The 13,763-nt window shown below is 52.4% G+C and carries 16 protein-coding genes; 7 read left to right on the forward strand and 9 right to left on the reverse strand.

Annotated features, from left to right (window positions below; all coding sequences use genetic code 11):
• Positions 1–25: 25 nt before the first annotated feature.
• Positions 26–130 carry a small membrane protein YoaI gene (gene yoaI, locus WFN87_RS08840; protein ID WP_336982504.1) on the forward strand — a complete coding sequence of 35 codons (105 nt, stop codon included), beginning with the start codon at positions 26–28 and terminating at the stop codon, positions 128–130.
• Here the strand turns inward: yoaI and WFN87_RS08845 are convergent, their stop codons facing one another.
• Entirely contained in the window at positions 131–634 is a 504-nt protein-coding gene (locus WFN87_RS08845) for a YbaK/EbsC family protein (protein WP_166993962.1), read from the reverse strand.
• Between the two features lie 93 nt (positions 635–727).
• On the opposite strand from WFN87_RS08845, the gene WFN87_RS08850 reads away from it, so the two are divergent.
• A complete protein-coding gene (locus WFN87_RS08850; protein ID WP_336982507.1) occupies positions 728–1,531 on the forward strand; it encodes a phosphotransferase family protein in 804 nt (267 codons plus the stop codon).
• Here WFN87_RS08850 and WFN87_RS08855 read toward each other — a convergent pair.
• On the reverse strand, positions 1,528–1,974 hold the full coding sequence (locus WFN87_RS08855) for an NUDIX hydrolase (RefSeq protein ID WP_336982509.1): 447 nt from the start codon (positions 1,972–1,974) through the stop codon (positions 1,528–1,530). The genes WFN87_RS08850 and WFN87_RS08855 overlap by 4 nt on opposite strands.
• A 104-nt stretch (positions 1,975–2,078) precedes the next feature.
• Between WFN87_RS08855 and WFN87_RS08860 the strand changes: the two genes are divergently transcribed.
• A complete protein-coding gene (locus tag WFN87_RS08860) occupies positions 2,079–2,504 on the forward strand; it encodes a GNAT family N-acetyltransferase (protein ID WP_008456684.1) in 426 nt (141 codons plus the stop codon).
• Between the two features lie 52 nt (positions 2,505–2,556).
• Here the strand turns inward: WFN87_RS08860 and WFN87_RS08865 are convergent, their stop codons facing one another.
• From WFN87_RS08865 to ycgZ, 3 genes are all read right to left on the reverse strand, one after another.
• Positions 2,557–2,835, reverse strand: coding sequence for a biofilm development regulator YmgB/AriR family protein (locus tag WFN87_RS08865; protein ID WP_034808453.1), 279 nt, complete (start codon positions 2,833–2,835; stop codon positions 2,557–2,559).
• A 37-nt stretch (positions 2,836–2,872) separates the two neighbouring features.
• Complete coding sequence (locus WFN87_RS08870; protein ID WP_336982512.1) at positions 2,873–3,151, reverse strand: hypothetical protein; 279 nt, start codon at positions 3,149–3,151, stop codon at positions 2,873–2,875.
• Positions 3,152–3,311: 160 nt separating this feature from the next.
• Positions 3,312–3,560: a regulatory protein YcgZ gene (gene ycgZ, locus WFN87_RS08875; RefSeq protein WP_008456679.1), complete on the reverse strand. Its 249-nt coding sequence runs from the start codon at positions 3,558–3,560 to the stop codon at positions 3,312–3,314.
• A gap of 307 nt (positions 3,561–3,867) precedes the next feature.
• Here ycgZ and WFN87_RS08880 point away from each other — a divergent pair, with 307 nt between their 5' ends.
• The 3 genes from WFN87_RS08880 to WFN87_RS08890 all read left to right on the forward strand — a co-directional run bounded on the left by WFN87_RS08880 (position 3,868) and on the right by WFN87_RS08890 (position 7,064).
• Positions 3,868–5,058, forward strand: a complete 1,191-nt coding sequence (locus tag WFN87_RS08880; protein WP_166993970.1) for an EAL domain-containing protein — start codon at positions 3,868–3,870, stop codon at positions 5,056–5,058.
• Between the two features lie 129 nt (positions 5,059–5,187).
• Positions 5,188–5,916, forward strand: coding sequence for a MerR family transcriptional regulator (locus WFN87_RS08885; protein WP_166993972.1), 729 nt, complete (start codon positions 5,188–5,190; stop codon positions 5,914–5,916).
• Between the two features lie 398 nt (positions 5,917–6,314).
• Entirely contained in the window at positions 6,315–7,064 is a 750-nt protein-coding gene (locus WFN87_RS08890; protein ID WP_166993974.1) for an SDR family oxidoreductase, read from the forward strand.
• Positions 7,065–7,189: 125 nt separating this feature from the next.
• On the opposite strand, the gene WFN87_RS08895 is transcribed toward WFN87_RS08890, so the two are convergent.
• Positions 7,190–8,473: a YeaH/YhbH family protein gene (locus WFN87_RS08895; protein ID WP_039292166.1), complete on the reverse strand. Its 1,284-nt coding sequence runs from the start codon at positions 8,471–8,473 to the stop codon at positions 7,190–7,192.
• A gap of 71 nt (positions 8,474–8,544) precedes the next feature.
• Positions 8,545–10,479 carry a protein kinase YeaG gene (gene yeaG, locus WFN87_RS08900; protein WP_008456669.1) on the reverse strand — a complete coding sequence of 645 codons (1,935 nt, stop codon included), beginning with the start codon at positions 10,477–10,479 and terminating at the stop codon, positions 8,545–8,547.
• Positions 10,480–10,903: 424 nt separating this feature from the next.
• On the opposite strand from yeaG, the gene WFN87_RS08905 reads away from it, so the two are divergent.
• Positions 10,904–11,650, forward strand: a complete 747-nt coding sequence (locus WFN87_RS08905; protein WP_008456668.1) for a MipA/OmpV family protein — start codon at positions 10,904–10,906, stop codon at positions 11,648–11,650.
• 98 nt (positions 11,651–11,748) lie between these two features.
• Here WFN87_RS08905 and WFN87_RS08910 read toward each other — a convergent pair whose 3' ends face one another.
• Positions 11,749–12,639, reverse strand: a complete 891-nt coding sequence (locus tag WFN87_RS08910) for a D-hexose-6-phosphate mutarotase (RefSeq protein WP_336982519.1) — start codon at positions 12,637–12,639, stop codon at positions 11,749–11,751.
• Positions 12,640–12,722: 83 nt separating this feature from the next.
• The gene (gapA, locus tag WFN87_RS08915; protein WP_008456666.1) at positions 12,723–13,718 is read right to left on the reverse strand and encodes a glyceraldehyde-3-phosphate dehydrogenase; all 996 of its coding nucleotides are present in this window, start codon (positions 13,716–13,718) and stop codon (positions 12,723–12,725) included.
• Positions 13,719–13,763 lie beyond the last annotated feature (45 nt).

Consider the following 13,763-nt stretch of genomic DNA (forward strand, 5'->3'; position numbering starts at 1 on the left):
GAGCAATGGCTTGCGGGAGAAAAGGATGGGCGATCCAGCGTTTTTCGACACGATTTGCATCACTGCCGCGTTCCTCGGGATCGCTTCGGTATTGGTGCTGTCTGTCCTTTATCTCGAACGCCTCGGGTAGCTATTCGGGGCGGTGAAAATTGACCAGCTCCGGGCGCGCAATGCGCAAATAATCCTGCGTATCCATCACCACTGACTTTTCCAGCAACCCTGCATTGAAGGCAATCTCTGAAAAACGCTCGAAAATAGACGGGTCGGCCACCAGCCGGAGCTGAGCGTGAAAGCTGAATGGCGGGATAGCGCCAAACACACATCGCGTTAACTCATCTACTTCCGCCGGGCTTGCCAGCGACGCTTTCAGGCCGCCCAGATGCTGCGCCAGCAGGCTCAGATCCGCCTGTTTGTCCGCCGCCAGAATCGCCAGCACGTGCAGCTTGACGCCGTTGCCTTTGACTTTGCAGACCAGCGCTTTTGCGCCCTGGCCAAGTTCGGTGCCACGGATTGCCGAGACTTCTTCACATTTCCCCGCCGCGACATGTTTTACCACACGGTAGCGGGCCTGCTGTTGCTCGAGTAAATCGATAAGTTGCTGATGGACGTCTTCGCCTTTTGCGTGGGATGTCATTGCACTGCCTCTTGTCGTCTTTCTAAGTCTCTGCTTTGAATTTTCATCCTATCGCGATAATAGTTATCTGACATGCAAAAATTCGGGCAAAAGATGGCTAATAATGTACTGACGCAGATGGGAAATGCCCTCGTGCGTGAATGCGTTTTTCAGGGAAAACCTGCTGTTGAAAAGCGAGATGCTTCCGAGGTTGAACTCGATTTTTATCAGCACCACGCCTCCGTGTTCAGGGCGGAGGGACCTGGCATTCCCGACGTTTATTCCCTTAACCGCCAGGCACGACGGCTGATCATCGAATTTATCCCGCAGCCTTGTTCACTGGAAACGCTGACTGCCGACCCCGATTTGTATGAAAAGCTGGCGTTGCTCCATCATTGCCAGATGAAACCCTCAGGGACATTCAGGCGGCATCAGTGGAGGGATGAGCAAATGGCGTTGGCATTAAGCCTGCTGAAATTGCCCCCGGAGCTCGAAGCAGTTTTGCATTATTTCAAAGCTCAAAGTGATGTGCTTTTCGAGCCGCAGCAATGGGTGTCGGGGGATTCAAATGCCGGAAACTGGGGACGCCGAGCCGGGGGAGAGTTGGTTTTATTTGACTGGGAGCGCTTTGGCCGTGGGAGCCCGGCGATAGATTTGGCACCTCTGATTAAAGGAATGGGGGAACCGGCCAGTATTCACCTCATGGTAGCGCGATATCAACAAGTGGCACCTCAGTGGTCGAAGTCACGCCTGACGCGTCATGTGCTTTTGGCTAAAGCCTGGCTGGTGGTAGAAGTGCTGAATCTTCTTTCCCACAGACACCCGCAAATGTTAACCCGGTATCTTGAGTGGTATCAGGCTAACTTGCCGGCCTGGTTGCCACAGGCCCAGCATGTATGGCGCTCTACGTTCGCTTAGCTTAGCCAGCCGTATTCGGAATAAATCTCGCCGTTGATAATAGCGCTGATGGCTTGTTTAACATAGGGCACGGTGTTCTCCGGCAACTGCCTGATATTTACCCATCGCAGATCAGAATGCTTATTCGGCTCGGCGATATAAGGCTCGCGCTGCCAGTCTGAACAGAGAAAGAAGTGCCCCATCCACGAACGATCTTCGGTTTTAACGTGCATCAAGTGAACTGACCTGAGGGCTTCGGTCTCAATGATCACCCCCGTCTCTTCGTGGGCTTCTCTGGCTGCGGCATTAAGCAGCGTTTCACCGCTTTCAAGACCGCCTGCGGGCAGGCTATAGAAGCCGTCCATCCAGCCGGTGTTCGCTCTGCGGATGAGACAAATTTCGTCTCTGCGGCGCAGGACAACAAATACGGCGACGGAAAGCCGATAGCGTTCTCTTTTCATCATTTTAGACTCTTGTTTTTACGGTCTGTAAATATATACAGTGTTGTCGGCCAGGCTCAACGCAAGAACTGGTAGGGTGATAAGGGGCAATGTCAGTGAGGTATGCGATGTCGGGTTTCAAACTAGAAATTTCTGATCAAATCAGCGAGGAGTATTCGCTGCCCATCGAAGCGGGGCTCGGTGAGTTTAACGATGCGATGAGTGGGATAAACGATCGCCAACCGCTGGCGGTTGTGGTTCGCAGTTCCGAGAGTGGGAAAGTTGTTGGTGGGATGTTGGGGCGTTCGTCCCTCGGTGTACTGTTTATCGATCTGTTTTATTTACCGCCTGAGTTAAGAGCGCATGGATTAGGCAGCGAGATCCTGAGGACGTTTGAAACAGAAGGGCGCAGGCGCGGCTGTGTGGCTGGTTTTTTATATACCATCAGTTTCCAGGCTCCGGACTTCTACCGCAAGCATGGCTGGGAGGCATTTGGCAAAATTGACTGTTTACCCGAAGGCACCAGCCGATATTTTATGAAGAAAACGCTGTAATTCAGAAACAATAAAGGCCGGTTCTGGCCGGCCTTTATTGTTTGCGCAGGCCTTAAATATCGTCCACGGTATGGCCCACAACAATCTCTAAAGCATTGCGATAAACGTCGCACATGACGACGTCTTGAGTCGTTTCCAGGGCGTCAACCAGCCAGATAATAATCGCTTTATTGGAAACGCTCTTATTGGCAGCCAGAATGGCGGTGACGGCCTGACTGATGGCAGCATTTTCCTCTGCGTGTCGGTCTGCTGTGCTTCTTATAAAGTCGGATAATGCGTGGTCTACGATTCCGGTATGCATTGCAGAGGGATTAGAAATTAGCTGTGTCATAGTCATTCACCGTTTTTCAGTTGTTGGCCATGGGCCGCTAGTGGACATTTTTTTCGTTAAGCCGTTGAGTCTTAACTGCGCCTGAAAGCGCTTTTTTTTCTGTCTTTCCTGTCAGACTCTGGGAAATATTCCCCTCGATTTCAGCGATAATTTTCTGTAGCGCGTTACGTCGCCGTACTTCTTGCTCCGATATAAACATCGCTTCTAACTTGGCAACTAAAGCGCGGGTATTAATTGCGCTGTTGCTGTTCAGTAACGACAGCGCTGCTTCGCCGATAATCTCGTCCGTTAATTTTTCATCGTCGCTTCTCTTCACTTCGTTACTCCTGATTTCTTCGCCGGGGGTTAAATACCGCTGGCATGAAGTCATTTGCCGGAGTCTGAGAATGAGGAAAATTCAGCATTTATACTTCAAGGTGACTCTCCCACCAGGGAGCGTACGCATTACTCTGATTGAACTCCGGGCTGGTTATTCGCTAGCGAGTAAAAAGCATGCCCAAAAGGGCCTGATAGTGTTTTTCTTCTTCCGGTTCAGAAACGCGGTCGAGTCGCGAGAGCAATTTGGTACAGATCGCTTTTCTGTTCAGATTGCGGCCATCGCTGAGAATTTCGAGCACAATTTGCCCCATTGTTTCCTGCTGAGACGGCGGCGCAACGCGGCTAAAATAGCGCGCAATGTCATTTTCTACGCTGTTCTGACCTGGTGTAAAAGTGTCCTGTCGCATAAGTTGCTCCTGTAAATTCACACGTTGCAAGATGTTAACTAAGTTATGCAATTGCTATAAAAACTGTACACAAAGGTGTATTAGTTTGCCTGTTATTTTTTTGACTAAAAATGCTAATCTTTATTTATCAATTGGTTATGATTTAAATTTTTTAACTTATCGATACGTAAAATTGTACATTTTGACTAAAGGTAAATGGCGAGCAAACATTCCATGTTGTTAAGTTGTTTAGACTTTGTTGAGTATGTGGCGACGTCAGGACGGGGATCTGTTAAGTTACTCCCTTAACCTTTCGCTGGAACCCGCCATGCTCACGACAGTTATTTACCGAAGCCACATCCACGCCAGCACGCCGTTTGAGGTTTTGGAGGCGATGGTCTCCGCGGCAAATGCAAAAAATATTGACGCTAATGTGACGGGGATCCTGCTATTCAACGGCAGACATTTCTTTCAACTCTTGGAAGGCCCGGAAGAGAGCGTGCAGAAGGTTTATCACGCTATTTGTAAAGACGATCGCCATCACAACATTGTTGAATTGCTCTGTGATTACGCCCCGGCCCGCCGCTTTGGGCGAGTGGGCATGGAGCTTTTTGATTTAAGAGAGCACGATAAAAACGATGTCTTGCAGGTCGTTCTGGAAAAAGGGACTAGCCGATATCAACTGGCTTACGATGACCGGGCCTTGAGTTTTTTCCGGACCTTCATCGAATCGACGGAAAAAGAGAACTATTTTGAGATCCCTCCGGGTGATGCGTGGGAATTTATTCTCGATGCGCCGACTCATTCGGCATCAAGTCCACAAACGCTGCATAAAAAGATAGTTTTTCAACCGATTGTCGACCCAATGGCTCGTACTGTCGCGGCAGTAGAGGTGTTAGCCACGGAAGCTAATTCAGCGCCAGAGGAAGGGGGCGATGTTTACCTGGCTGAACTGCTGAACGCGAAGGCCGCTTTCACCGCAGCATGCGCCGCTAATATTGGCGTGCAAACGCTATGCATCAATCTGCTGCCGATGACGCTGGTCATGATTCCTGACGCCGTGGAACAACTGCTGGCGGATATTGAGGCGAACGGGCTTGTTCCCGAGCAGGTGGTTATTGAGTTTACCGAAAGCGAAATCATGCCGCAGATGGATGCGTTTACCGACGCTATCAGGCAGCTTAAATCGGCCGGTATCAAGCTTGCGATTGATGATTTTGGCGTCGGCTTTGCTGGGCTACAGCTGCTGGCACAGTTTCAACCTGAAAGGCTGAAAATTAACCAGTCGCTGATTCGGGGCATTCATAAAAGTGGGCCACAGCAGGCGATTATCCAGGCCATAATCAAATGCTGCGCCTCCCTTGAAATTGCGGTTTCAGCCACGGGTATTGAGCAACCGGAAGAGTGGATGTGGCTCGAGGCGGCCGGTATTTCTCACTTCCAGGGAAGTTTGTTTGCTAAACCCTGCGGGCACGGCGCTTTCCGTATTGCCTGGCCGGAGCGTAAAGCAGAGTTGTGATATCTGCCGCGTGTCGTGCCTCAAAGGCATCAGATTTCACTTGTACAACTCGTAAAAAAATTGTACACATTGAACAGATTGAGTGATGTTTCAATGGAGACGTGGGATCTGTGTACGGGGAGGGACACTATGGCCTATTACACTATCGGTGATGTAGCAGAGCGATGTGGTATCAACCCGGTCACCCTGCGAGCCTGGCAGCGCCGCTACGGCTTGCTGAAGCCCCAGCGTAGCGAGGGGGGGCATCGCCAGTTCGATGATGCGGATATTCAGCGCATCGAAGAAATCAAATACTGGATGAGCAAAGGCGTTTCCGTAGGCAAAGTGAAAGCCCTGCTGGAGCGCAGCCACGTGCCGGAAGAGCAGCTGTGGGTAACGCTGCAAGAAGAAATGATGCTTCTGGTCAGGAAAGTTAATCCTGGAAAGCTGCGTGAGAAGATTACTTCTCTCAGCCGGGAGCACAGCGCAGACTTACTGATTGATAACCTTTTGCTGCCCGTGAGGCAAAAACTTAGCCAGGATGAATCCACGGCTTTGTTGATGCGCAGCCTGCTGGATGGCGCGTTGATCTGCCATTGTGCCCAGAGCCTGGCGGCGGCGCAGAACCAAAGTTTGGGCGACATCCTGCTGATTGGCTGGCAGACGGACGATCGGGCTGCGTTATGGCTGGAGGCGTGGCGCCTGTCCCGCAGAGGCCTGACCGTGAACGTATTTGCCGAGCCGGTGGATACGTTGCGTCCGGAGCTTTTCCCCGGGCAACATATTTTCCTATGGGTGGGAAAGACGTTATCGACAGCCCAGCAGGAACAGCTGCTTCACTGGAAACAGTGGGGATACGACATTGAGCTCCATCAATAAGCAGGCGTCAGCCTGATTCAGGTTATTCCCCCGTTTTCTTTTCTCTCAGGGATAAAAAGCCGGTGAAGCGCCGGCTTTAAGCTTTTCCTTATCCGCTGCAAACCGATTCGTTTCAGGTACACCTTTCAACGTGGGATAGCCTTAAAAACATCCAAAACGCCTTCTCCAAATGTTGAAGGCTTGTCATTTCGCGCACCCTATCCGGTTTTGCCGGGCCCGCCATAACGCGTTTATCCATCAATAAGTTAATTAAAAAGCAAGAAACAGAGTTTTTATGGCATAGCCTGGACATAGGCTTACGGATAAGCCGCTGAAATCAAACGGCGACACGCATCAAGAAAATGAACAGAAAGATTCAAAATGAGTTTCGGAATCTCATTAATGAAATGGGGAAAGTGATGAAATTACTTGAAGGTAAAGTCGCTGTGATTACTGGCGCCTCGGAAGGTATTGGACGGGCTGTTGCTATTTTGTTTGCTCAGCATGGCGCTTCGTTGATTCTGAATGCGAGGAGTCAGGCACCGCTGGATGCGCTGGCGGCGGAGCTTCGTTCCGTTGGCAGTGATGTCAGGATTTTTGTCGGGGACGCAGGCGAGGAGCAAACGCATGCTTCAATCGCCGCCCTGGCTGCTGATGCATTCGGCGGTATCGATATTGCGGTCAATAATGCCGGTACAACGGGCACTATCCGTCCACTGGCAGAGATCACCCCTGACGAATGGCAGCATACGCTGACCGTTAACCTGACAGCGGGTTATTTCGGTGCCCGGAGCCAGATCCCGTTGATGCTCAAACGAGGTGGGGGTTCTCTTATTTTTATCTCCAGTTTCGTCGGTACCAGCGTAGGTCTGCCGGGAATGGCCGCATATGCGGCAGCTAAGGCCGGGCTGATGGGGCTGGTGAAGGGTCTTACCGCAGATTATGCCGGACAAGGCATCCGTGCCAATGCCTTACTGCCTGGAGGAACGGAAACCCGAATGGCTGGTGATGAGCATCAGAAAGCCTGGGCTGCGGGGCTGCATGCGTTGAAACGTCTGGCACAGCCGGAGGAGATAGCCAGCGCGGCACTGTTTCTGGCGAGTAATATGTCGAGTTTTGTGGCTGGTTCAGCCTTGTTTGCTGACGGGGGAAACGCTGCGGTTAAATAGGAAGCCGCTTGAACATGATTTTTTGAGTGTCGGGCGATTTCTTGGAAGGCACTGAATGCATGAACCTGTTGCCAACTGAATCCGTTTGGCAACAGGTTTTCATCGTGCAACTTACTGATTTTTAACTAGCTATGAGAGTCTGAAGTCTGTTTTTGGAACAGTTCCCGGAACACAGGATAAATATCATCCTGATCCCGGATATGCTGCATCGCGAAGTTCTCGAAAGTGGCCTGCAGATTTTCGTATTCCCGCCACAGGGTCTGGTGCGCCCGGCGGGTGATTTCGATGTAGCTGTAGTAACGCACCACCGGCAGCAGTTTTTTCGCCAGGATCTCATGGCACAGCGGCGAGTCGTCTGCCCAGTTGTCGCCGTCCGAAGCCTGCGCGGCGTAGATGTTCCACTGCGCCGGATCGTAGCGCTCCTGCACCACTTCATCCATCAGCTTCAGGGCACTGGAAACAATGGTCCCACCGGTTTCCTGTGAGTAAAAGAACTCGTGTTCGTCCACCTCTTTCGCCTGGGTATGGTGGCGAATATAAACCACCTCCACGTTTTTATAGGTCCGGCTCAGGAACAGATAGAGCAGGATATAAAAGCGCTTGGCCATGTCTTTTGTCGCCTGGTCCATCGAACCAGAGACGTCCATCAGGCAGAACATCACCGCCTGGCTGGAAGGTTCCGGGCGCTTCTCGTAGTTTTTGTAGCGGAGATCGAAGGTGTCGATAAACGGCACGCGGGCAATTTTTTCCCGCAGCTCTGCAATCTCTTTGCGCAGGCGTTCCTCTTCCAGCAGTTGAGCGGGTTCGCTGCGGCTGACGGTGTCTAGGGTCTCTTCGAGTTCGTGTAGCAAACGGCGTTTACCCGCGCTCATTGCCGTACGGCGAGCCAGCGAGTTTTGCAGCGAGCGAACAACGCTGATATTGGCCGGGACGCCGTTAGAGGTGAAACCTGCGCGATGGGATTTAAATTCGGTGATCTGCCGGTGCTGGTTACGTTTCAGGTTCGGCAGCGCCAGATCCTCGAACAGTAAGTCGAGATATTCATCTTTGGAGATCTGGAACACGAATTCATCCTGGCCTTCGCCGTCCTGGCTCGCCTGACCCTGGCCGCTTCCACCGCCGCCGCCTCCGCCCTGTGGGCGCTCAATGCGGTCGTTTTGTACAAAGTGGTCGTTGCCGGGATGGACGCGGTGGCGCAGGCCGCCGCGACCCTGATGAAACATCGGTTCGTTGATATCCTCAATGGGGATGGACACGGATTCGCCGCTGTCCACGTCGGTCACCGAACGCTTGTTGATGGCCCCGGAAATCGACTGTTTGATCTGCGCCTTATAGCGGCGCAAGAAGCGCTGGCGGTTGACCGCGCTCTTGTTTTTGCCGTTAAGCCGCCTGTCTATGAAGTAGGCCATAGTTCCCCCAACTGCTTATGCCAGGTGCGCAAACAGGCCACGCCGCCCGGCGTGACCTGCATGAAACTCCCTTAAGAAGACTTACGGACCCGCAGATACCATTCACACAGCAGGCGAACCTGCTTGCGGGTGTAGCCTTTCTCCATCATCCGATCGACAAAATCATCGTGTTTCTTCTGCTCGTCGGTGGAGGTTTTGGCGTTGAACGAGATAACGGGCAGCAGCTCTTCGGTGTTCGAGAACATTTTCTTCTCGATAACCGTGCGCAGCTTCTCGTAGCTGGTCCAGTTTGGGTTACGACCGTTATTATTGGCCCGGGCACGCAGCACGAAGTTGACGATTTCATTGCGGAAATCTTTCGGGTTGCTGATCCCGGCCGGTTTTTCAATTTTCTCCAGCTCCGCGTTCAGGGATTCGCGGTCAAACAGCTGGCCGGTATCCGGGTCGCGGTACTCCTGATCCTGAATCCAGAAATCAGCGTAGGTGACATACCGGTCAAAAATGTTCTGCCCGTACTCTGAGTAAGACTCGAGATAGGCGGTCTGGATTTCTTTGCCGATAAATTCCGCATATTTCGGAATCAGGTAGCCTTTGAGGTACTCCAGGTATTTCTCTGCCTGATCCTGCGGGAACTGCTCGCGTTCGATTTGCTGTTCCAGCACATAGAACAGGTGCACCGGGTTAGCTGCCACTTCAACGTGGTCAAAGTTGAACACGCGGGAGAGGATTTTAAAGGCGAAGCGCGTCGAGAGCCCGTTCATGCCTTCATCGACCCCGGCGTAGTCCCGATATTCCTGGTAGGACTTGGCTTTCGGATCGGTGTCTTTCAGACTTTCCCCGTCATAGACGCGCATTTTCGAGTAGATGCTGGAGTTTTCCGGCTCTTTCAGGCGCGACAGGATAGAGAAGCGAGAAAGCGTTTCCAGGGTGCCCGGGGCGCAAGGCGCGTGGGACAGTTCGCTGTGGTTGAGCAGTTTCTCGTAGATTTTGATTTCTTCCGAGATGCGCAGGCAGTAAGGCACCTTGACGATGTACACGCGGTCAAGGAACGCCTCGTTGTTTTTGTTATTGCGGAAGGTGACCCACTCGGATTCGTTCGAGTGCGCAAGAATAATCCCGTTGAACGGCAGGGCAGAGATGCCTTCCGTGCCGTTGTAGTTGCCTTCCTGAGTGGCGGTCAGCAGCGGGTGAAGCACCTTGATGGGCGCTTTAAACATCTCCACAAATTCCATGATGCCCTGGTTGGCCCGGCACAGCGCCCCGGAGTAGCCGTAAGCATCCGGGTCGTTTTGCGCGTGGTGTTCCAGTTTGCGGATATCCACTTTACCGACCAGCGCAGAGATATCCTGGTTGTTCTCATCGCCGGGTTCGGTTTTGGCAATCGCAATCTGCGCCAGAATGGACGGCCAGACTTTCACCACGCGGAATTTGGTGATGTCGCCGCCAAATTCGCTCAGGCGTTTGGCTGCCCACGGCGACATGATGGTGCCGAGGTAGCGGTTAGGGATGCCATATTCTTTTTCCAGAATGGAGGCGTCTTCCTGCGGGTTAAACAGGCACAGCGGATGGTCGTTGACCGGGCTACGTTCGCCGTTGGCGCTCAGCACGTAAATAGGCACGCGCTGCATCAAGGCTTTCAGGCGCTCGGCCAGGGAAGATTTACCGCCGCCCACCGGCCCCAGCAGATAGAGAATTTGTTTCTTCTCTTCCAACCCCTGAGCCGCGTGTTTCAGGTAGGCCACGATCTGTTCGATAGCCTCTTCCATGCCATAAAACTCTTCAAACGCCGGGTAACGGGCAACCACCCGGTTTGAAAAGAGACGGGACAGCCGTGGCTCTGTGGCAGTGTCTACCATCACTGGCTCACCAATGGCCGTCAATAGCCGTTCTGCCGCATTCGCGTAGGCACTGCGATCTTGTTTACAGATAGCAAGAAATTCCTGCAGTGTGAACTCTTCGTCCTTGGCAGCTTCATAACGCTGGCGATAGTGATCGAATATATTCATGGCATGCCGTCCTTTCGTTTTTAGCACAGGTTAAAGAGCCGTTGGTATGTGTAATAGAGGCTCCCCGGAAGACGTCTGCTAAATGAACAGCAACCCTTGTGCCAGGTTGATACCGGGCGCTCACGCCGCCGTCTCAGCGTTTCACCTTCCTAAAATAAAGCGTAGATGGCATTTGCAAAACTTGCATACGGCCAACGCTCAATTTCAATGACATATCAATAACTCATCCTAAAAATTTCGTATTTGAGATAAGCGACAGTGTTTGCTTTCATCTGGCTGACATAAAGCTGAAAATCCGCCGTCATCTGATTGCGGGAAGCTAAAAAGTTGGTTGAAGGTTGTGACTAAGTAAATTATTTGGGATGGGAGCCAAGGGCGGTTACACTTCCTGCGCTGATTATTTGATTAAAGGACTGAAAGGATTGTGACCAAATTCAAAATTCTCGCATTAGGCGTACTGTTAGCCTCTTCCGTTACCGCTGCGCACGCAGAGGGCCCATGGTCTATCGGTGCGGGGGCGCTGGTTTCGCCAAACCCTTACAAAGGTGACCAGAACCGCGTCTATCCGGCGCCTCTGCTGGGCTATGAAGGTGACAATTTCTACTTCCGCGGGTTCAACGCGGGTTACTACTTGTGGAATGACCAGGCCGATAAGCTGTCCGTCACCGCCTATTATTCGCCGCTGCATTTCAGGCCGAAAGACAGCAATTACGACAGCATGCGCGCGCTGGACTACCGCCATTCTACCGTGATGGCGGGCCTGTCCTGGGTGCATAACACCGACTATGGCTTCCTGCGTACCGTGCTGGCCGGGGATATCCTGAACAACAGCAACGGCATCACCTGGGATACCGCCTGGCTGTATCGCTACAACGCGGATAGCCTGACGGTCACGCCGGGGATTGGTGTCGTGTGGGACAGCAAGAATCAAAACGACTACTACTACGGCGTGAGCGGCAAGGAGTCCAACCGCAGCGGCCTGAACGAGTACGACGCGGGTAACAGCTGGTCACCGTACGTTGAGCTGTCCGTCAACTATAAGCTGAACGCCGACTGGAACGTGTTCGGTATGGGCCGCTACATGCGTTTGTCCAAAGAAGTGACCGACAGCCCAATGGTCGACAGCAACTGGACTGGTGTGCTGCTGACGGGCGTCAACTACAGCTTCTAATAGGTGCAATCAGTGCACTAAAACGGGGCGCTTGCGCCCCGTTTGCTTTTTAATGGGGCAGAGGTTGACGGCCTTTGCCCTAAGCTGGTGAAAGTCGCTTAGCCTTTCTTCGCCACGCTGATGGTCTGGCTCAGACGGGTCGGTTTTTCCGCGCTGGCTTTCTGTTTTTTAGATGCGCAGGCGGTTTCTACGCAGACGAAGGTTTTGTAGCCGTCGTCCGGCATATCGCCCATCGAAACGGACAGCGCCGGGCCTGGGTTCCAGCCCACCACGTTGTAATGATGGTGATGAACCACGTTCAGGATGCGCTTCAACTGGCTGGCATCATGAATGACGCTGCACTCTTCCGGCTCCAGATAAAGACGATCGGTGCGGTCCGGGAAGGTTTGTACGCCGTCGGTCAACTGGCCCGGGGCTTCATTCAGCACTTTATCGATATACGGATTACCCAGGCCGCTGACCTTCACATCTGCGATGTCGCCGACGTTGAAGTAGGTGTGCAGGGCCGAGGTAGTTTCGAACTCACCGTGTGCTTCCAGCTCGATTTCACAGGTTTTGCCCAGCTTGAAGCGGGCATACAGCGTGAATTCATGCGGCCACAGCTTCAGCGTCTCGGCATTGTTATGCAGCTCAAAGGTCAGCACCACGCCGCTGGCGTCTTCATTGTGCGCGCTCAGCGTCCACGGCTGGTTGCGGGCAAAACCGTGCGCCGGCAGGCCAGGCTGCTCCGCCGGACCAAACCACGGCCAGCAAATAGGCACACCGCCGCGCAGCGCTTTGCCTTTATGGAACGGGGTGATGTCGCTCAGCCACAGCACCTCATCTTCACCGGCAGGCTGCCAGGAGAGCAGGTGTGCGCCCTGAAGTGCGAAAGATGCCCGAACCTGTGGGTGATCAACGACGATGACGTCCAGCTCATCGTTTACGCGGCGGGTAAGCACAGGGGTAATTTGTTCGACGACCGGAAGTGCAAAAATTTTATTAATCATTTCTTTTTTCCTTAGTCCTGGTGATTTGAGGCAAAAAAAAGAGCGACCGAAGTCGCCCTTTAGGATCAGGTTCTCATCTCAACTTATTTGGAGATGTGAGCGATCAGATCCAGTACTTTGTTGGAGTAGCCAGTTTCGTTATCGTACCAGGAAACCAGTTTCACAAAGTTGTCGTTCAGTGCGATACCAGCTTTAGCATCAAACACGGAAGTCAGTACTTCGCCGTTGAAGTCGGTAGACACTACGTCGTCTTCGGTGTAGCCCAGAACGCCTTTCATTGCGCCTTCGGAAGCAGCTTTGATTGCTTTCTTAATTTCTTCGTAAGAAGCAGCTTTTTCCAGACGAACGGTCAGATCAACAACGGACACGTTAGGGGTAGGAACGCGGAACGCCATACCAGTCAGTTTGCCTTTCAGCTCTGGCAGTACAACGCCTACAGCTTTAGCAGCACCGGTAGAAGAAGGGATGATGTTCTGAGCTGCGCCGCGGCCGCCGCGCCAGTCTTTGTGAGACGGGCCATCAACGGTTTTCTGAGTTGCGGTGGTAGCGTGAACGGTAGTCATCAGGCCTTCAACGATACCGAAGTTGTCGTTGATAACTTTAGCCAGTGGAGCCAGGCAGTTGGTGGTGCAAGATGCGTTGGAAACGATGTCCTGGCCTGCGTATTTTTCGAAGTTAGCGCCGCGAACGAACATTGGGGTGTTGTCTTTGGAAGGACCAGTCAGAACAACTTTTTTCGCGCCAGCAGTGATGTGCTTACGTGCGGTTTCGTCAGTCAGGAACAGACCTGTTGCTTCAGCAACAACGTCAACGTTCACTTCGTTCCACTTCAGGTTAGCCGGGTCACGTTCTGCGGTAACACGGATAGTTTTACCGTTAACAACCAGGTTGCCGTCTTTAACTTCTACAGTACCGTTGAAACGACCGTGAGTTGAGTCGTACTTCAGCATGTAAGCCATATAGTCAGCGTCTAACAGGTCGTTGATTGCAACGATTTCGATGTCAGAACGTTCCTGAGCAGCACGGAAAACGATACGGCCGATACGACCAAAACCGTTGATACCTACTTTGATAGTCATAGTATTCCACCAGCTATTTTTTAGTGAATAAAAGGTTGGCTGTAA

The sequence above is a fragment of the Cedecea sp. AS113 genome, assembly GCF_037152415.1.
In the GTDB taxonomy this organism is placed as follows: Bacteria; Pseudomonadota; Gammaproteobacteria; order Enterobacterales; family Enterobacteriaceae; genus Cedecea.

Bases quoted from the DNA above. Each gene is read 5' to 3' on its own strand.
- WFN87_RS08865 (WP_034808453.1), bottom strand. From the start codon at position 2,835: ATGACACAGCTAATTTCTAATCCCTCTGCAATGCATACCGGAATCGTA.
- WFN87_RS08910 (WP_336982519.1), bottom strand. From the start codon at position 12,639: ATGATTAATAAAATTTTTGCACTTCCGGTCGTCGAACAAATTACCCCT.
- yoaI (WP_336982504.1), top strand. From the start codon at position 26: ATGGGCGATCCAGCGTTTTTCGACACGATTTGCATCACTGCCGCGTTC.
- WFN87_RS08890 (WP_166993974.1), top strand. From the start codon at position 6,315: ATGAAATTACTTGAAGGTAAAGTCGCTGTGATTACTGGCGCCTCGGAA.
- yeaG (WP_008456669.1), bottom strand. From the start codon at position 10,479: ATGAATATATTCGATCACTATCGCCAGCGTTATGAAGCTGCCAAGGAC.
- ycgZ (WP_008456679.1), bottom strand. From the start codon at position 3,560: ATGCGACAGGACACTTTTACACCAGGTCAGAACAGCGTAGAAAATGAC.
- WFN87_RS08895 (WP_039292166.1), bottom strand. From the start codon at position 8,473: ATGGCCTACTTCATAGACAGGCGGCTTAACGGCAAAAACAAGAGCGCG.
- gapA (WP_008456666.1), bottom strand. From the start codon at position 13,718: ATGACTATCAAAGTAGGTATCAACGGTTTTGGTCGTATCGGCCGTATC.
- WFN87_RS08880 (WP_166993970.1), top strand. From the start codon at position 3,868: ATGCTCACGACAGTTATTTACCGAAGCCACATCCACGCCAGCACGCCG.
- WFN87_RS08855 (WP_336982509.1), bottom strand. From the start codon at position 1,974: ATGATGAAAAGAGAACGCTATCGGCTTTCCGTCGCCGTATTTGTTGTC.
- WFN87_RS08845 (WP_166993962.1), bottom strand. From the start codon at position 634: ATGACATCCCACGCAAAAGGCGAAGACGTCCATCAGCAACTTATCGAT.
- WFN87_RS08850 (WP_336982507.1), top strand. From the start codon at position 728: ATGGCTAATAATGTACTGACGCAGATGGGAAATGCCCTCGTGCGTGAA.
- WFN87_RS08885 (WP_166993972.1), top strand. From the start codon at position 5,188: ATGGCCTATTACACTATCGGTGATGTAGCAGAGCGATGTGGTATCAAC.
- WFN87_RS08860 (WP_008456684.1), top strand. From the start codon at position 2,079: ATGTCGGGTTTCAAACTAGAAATTTCTGATCAAATCAGCGAGGAGTAT.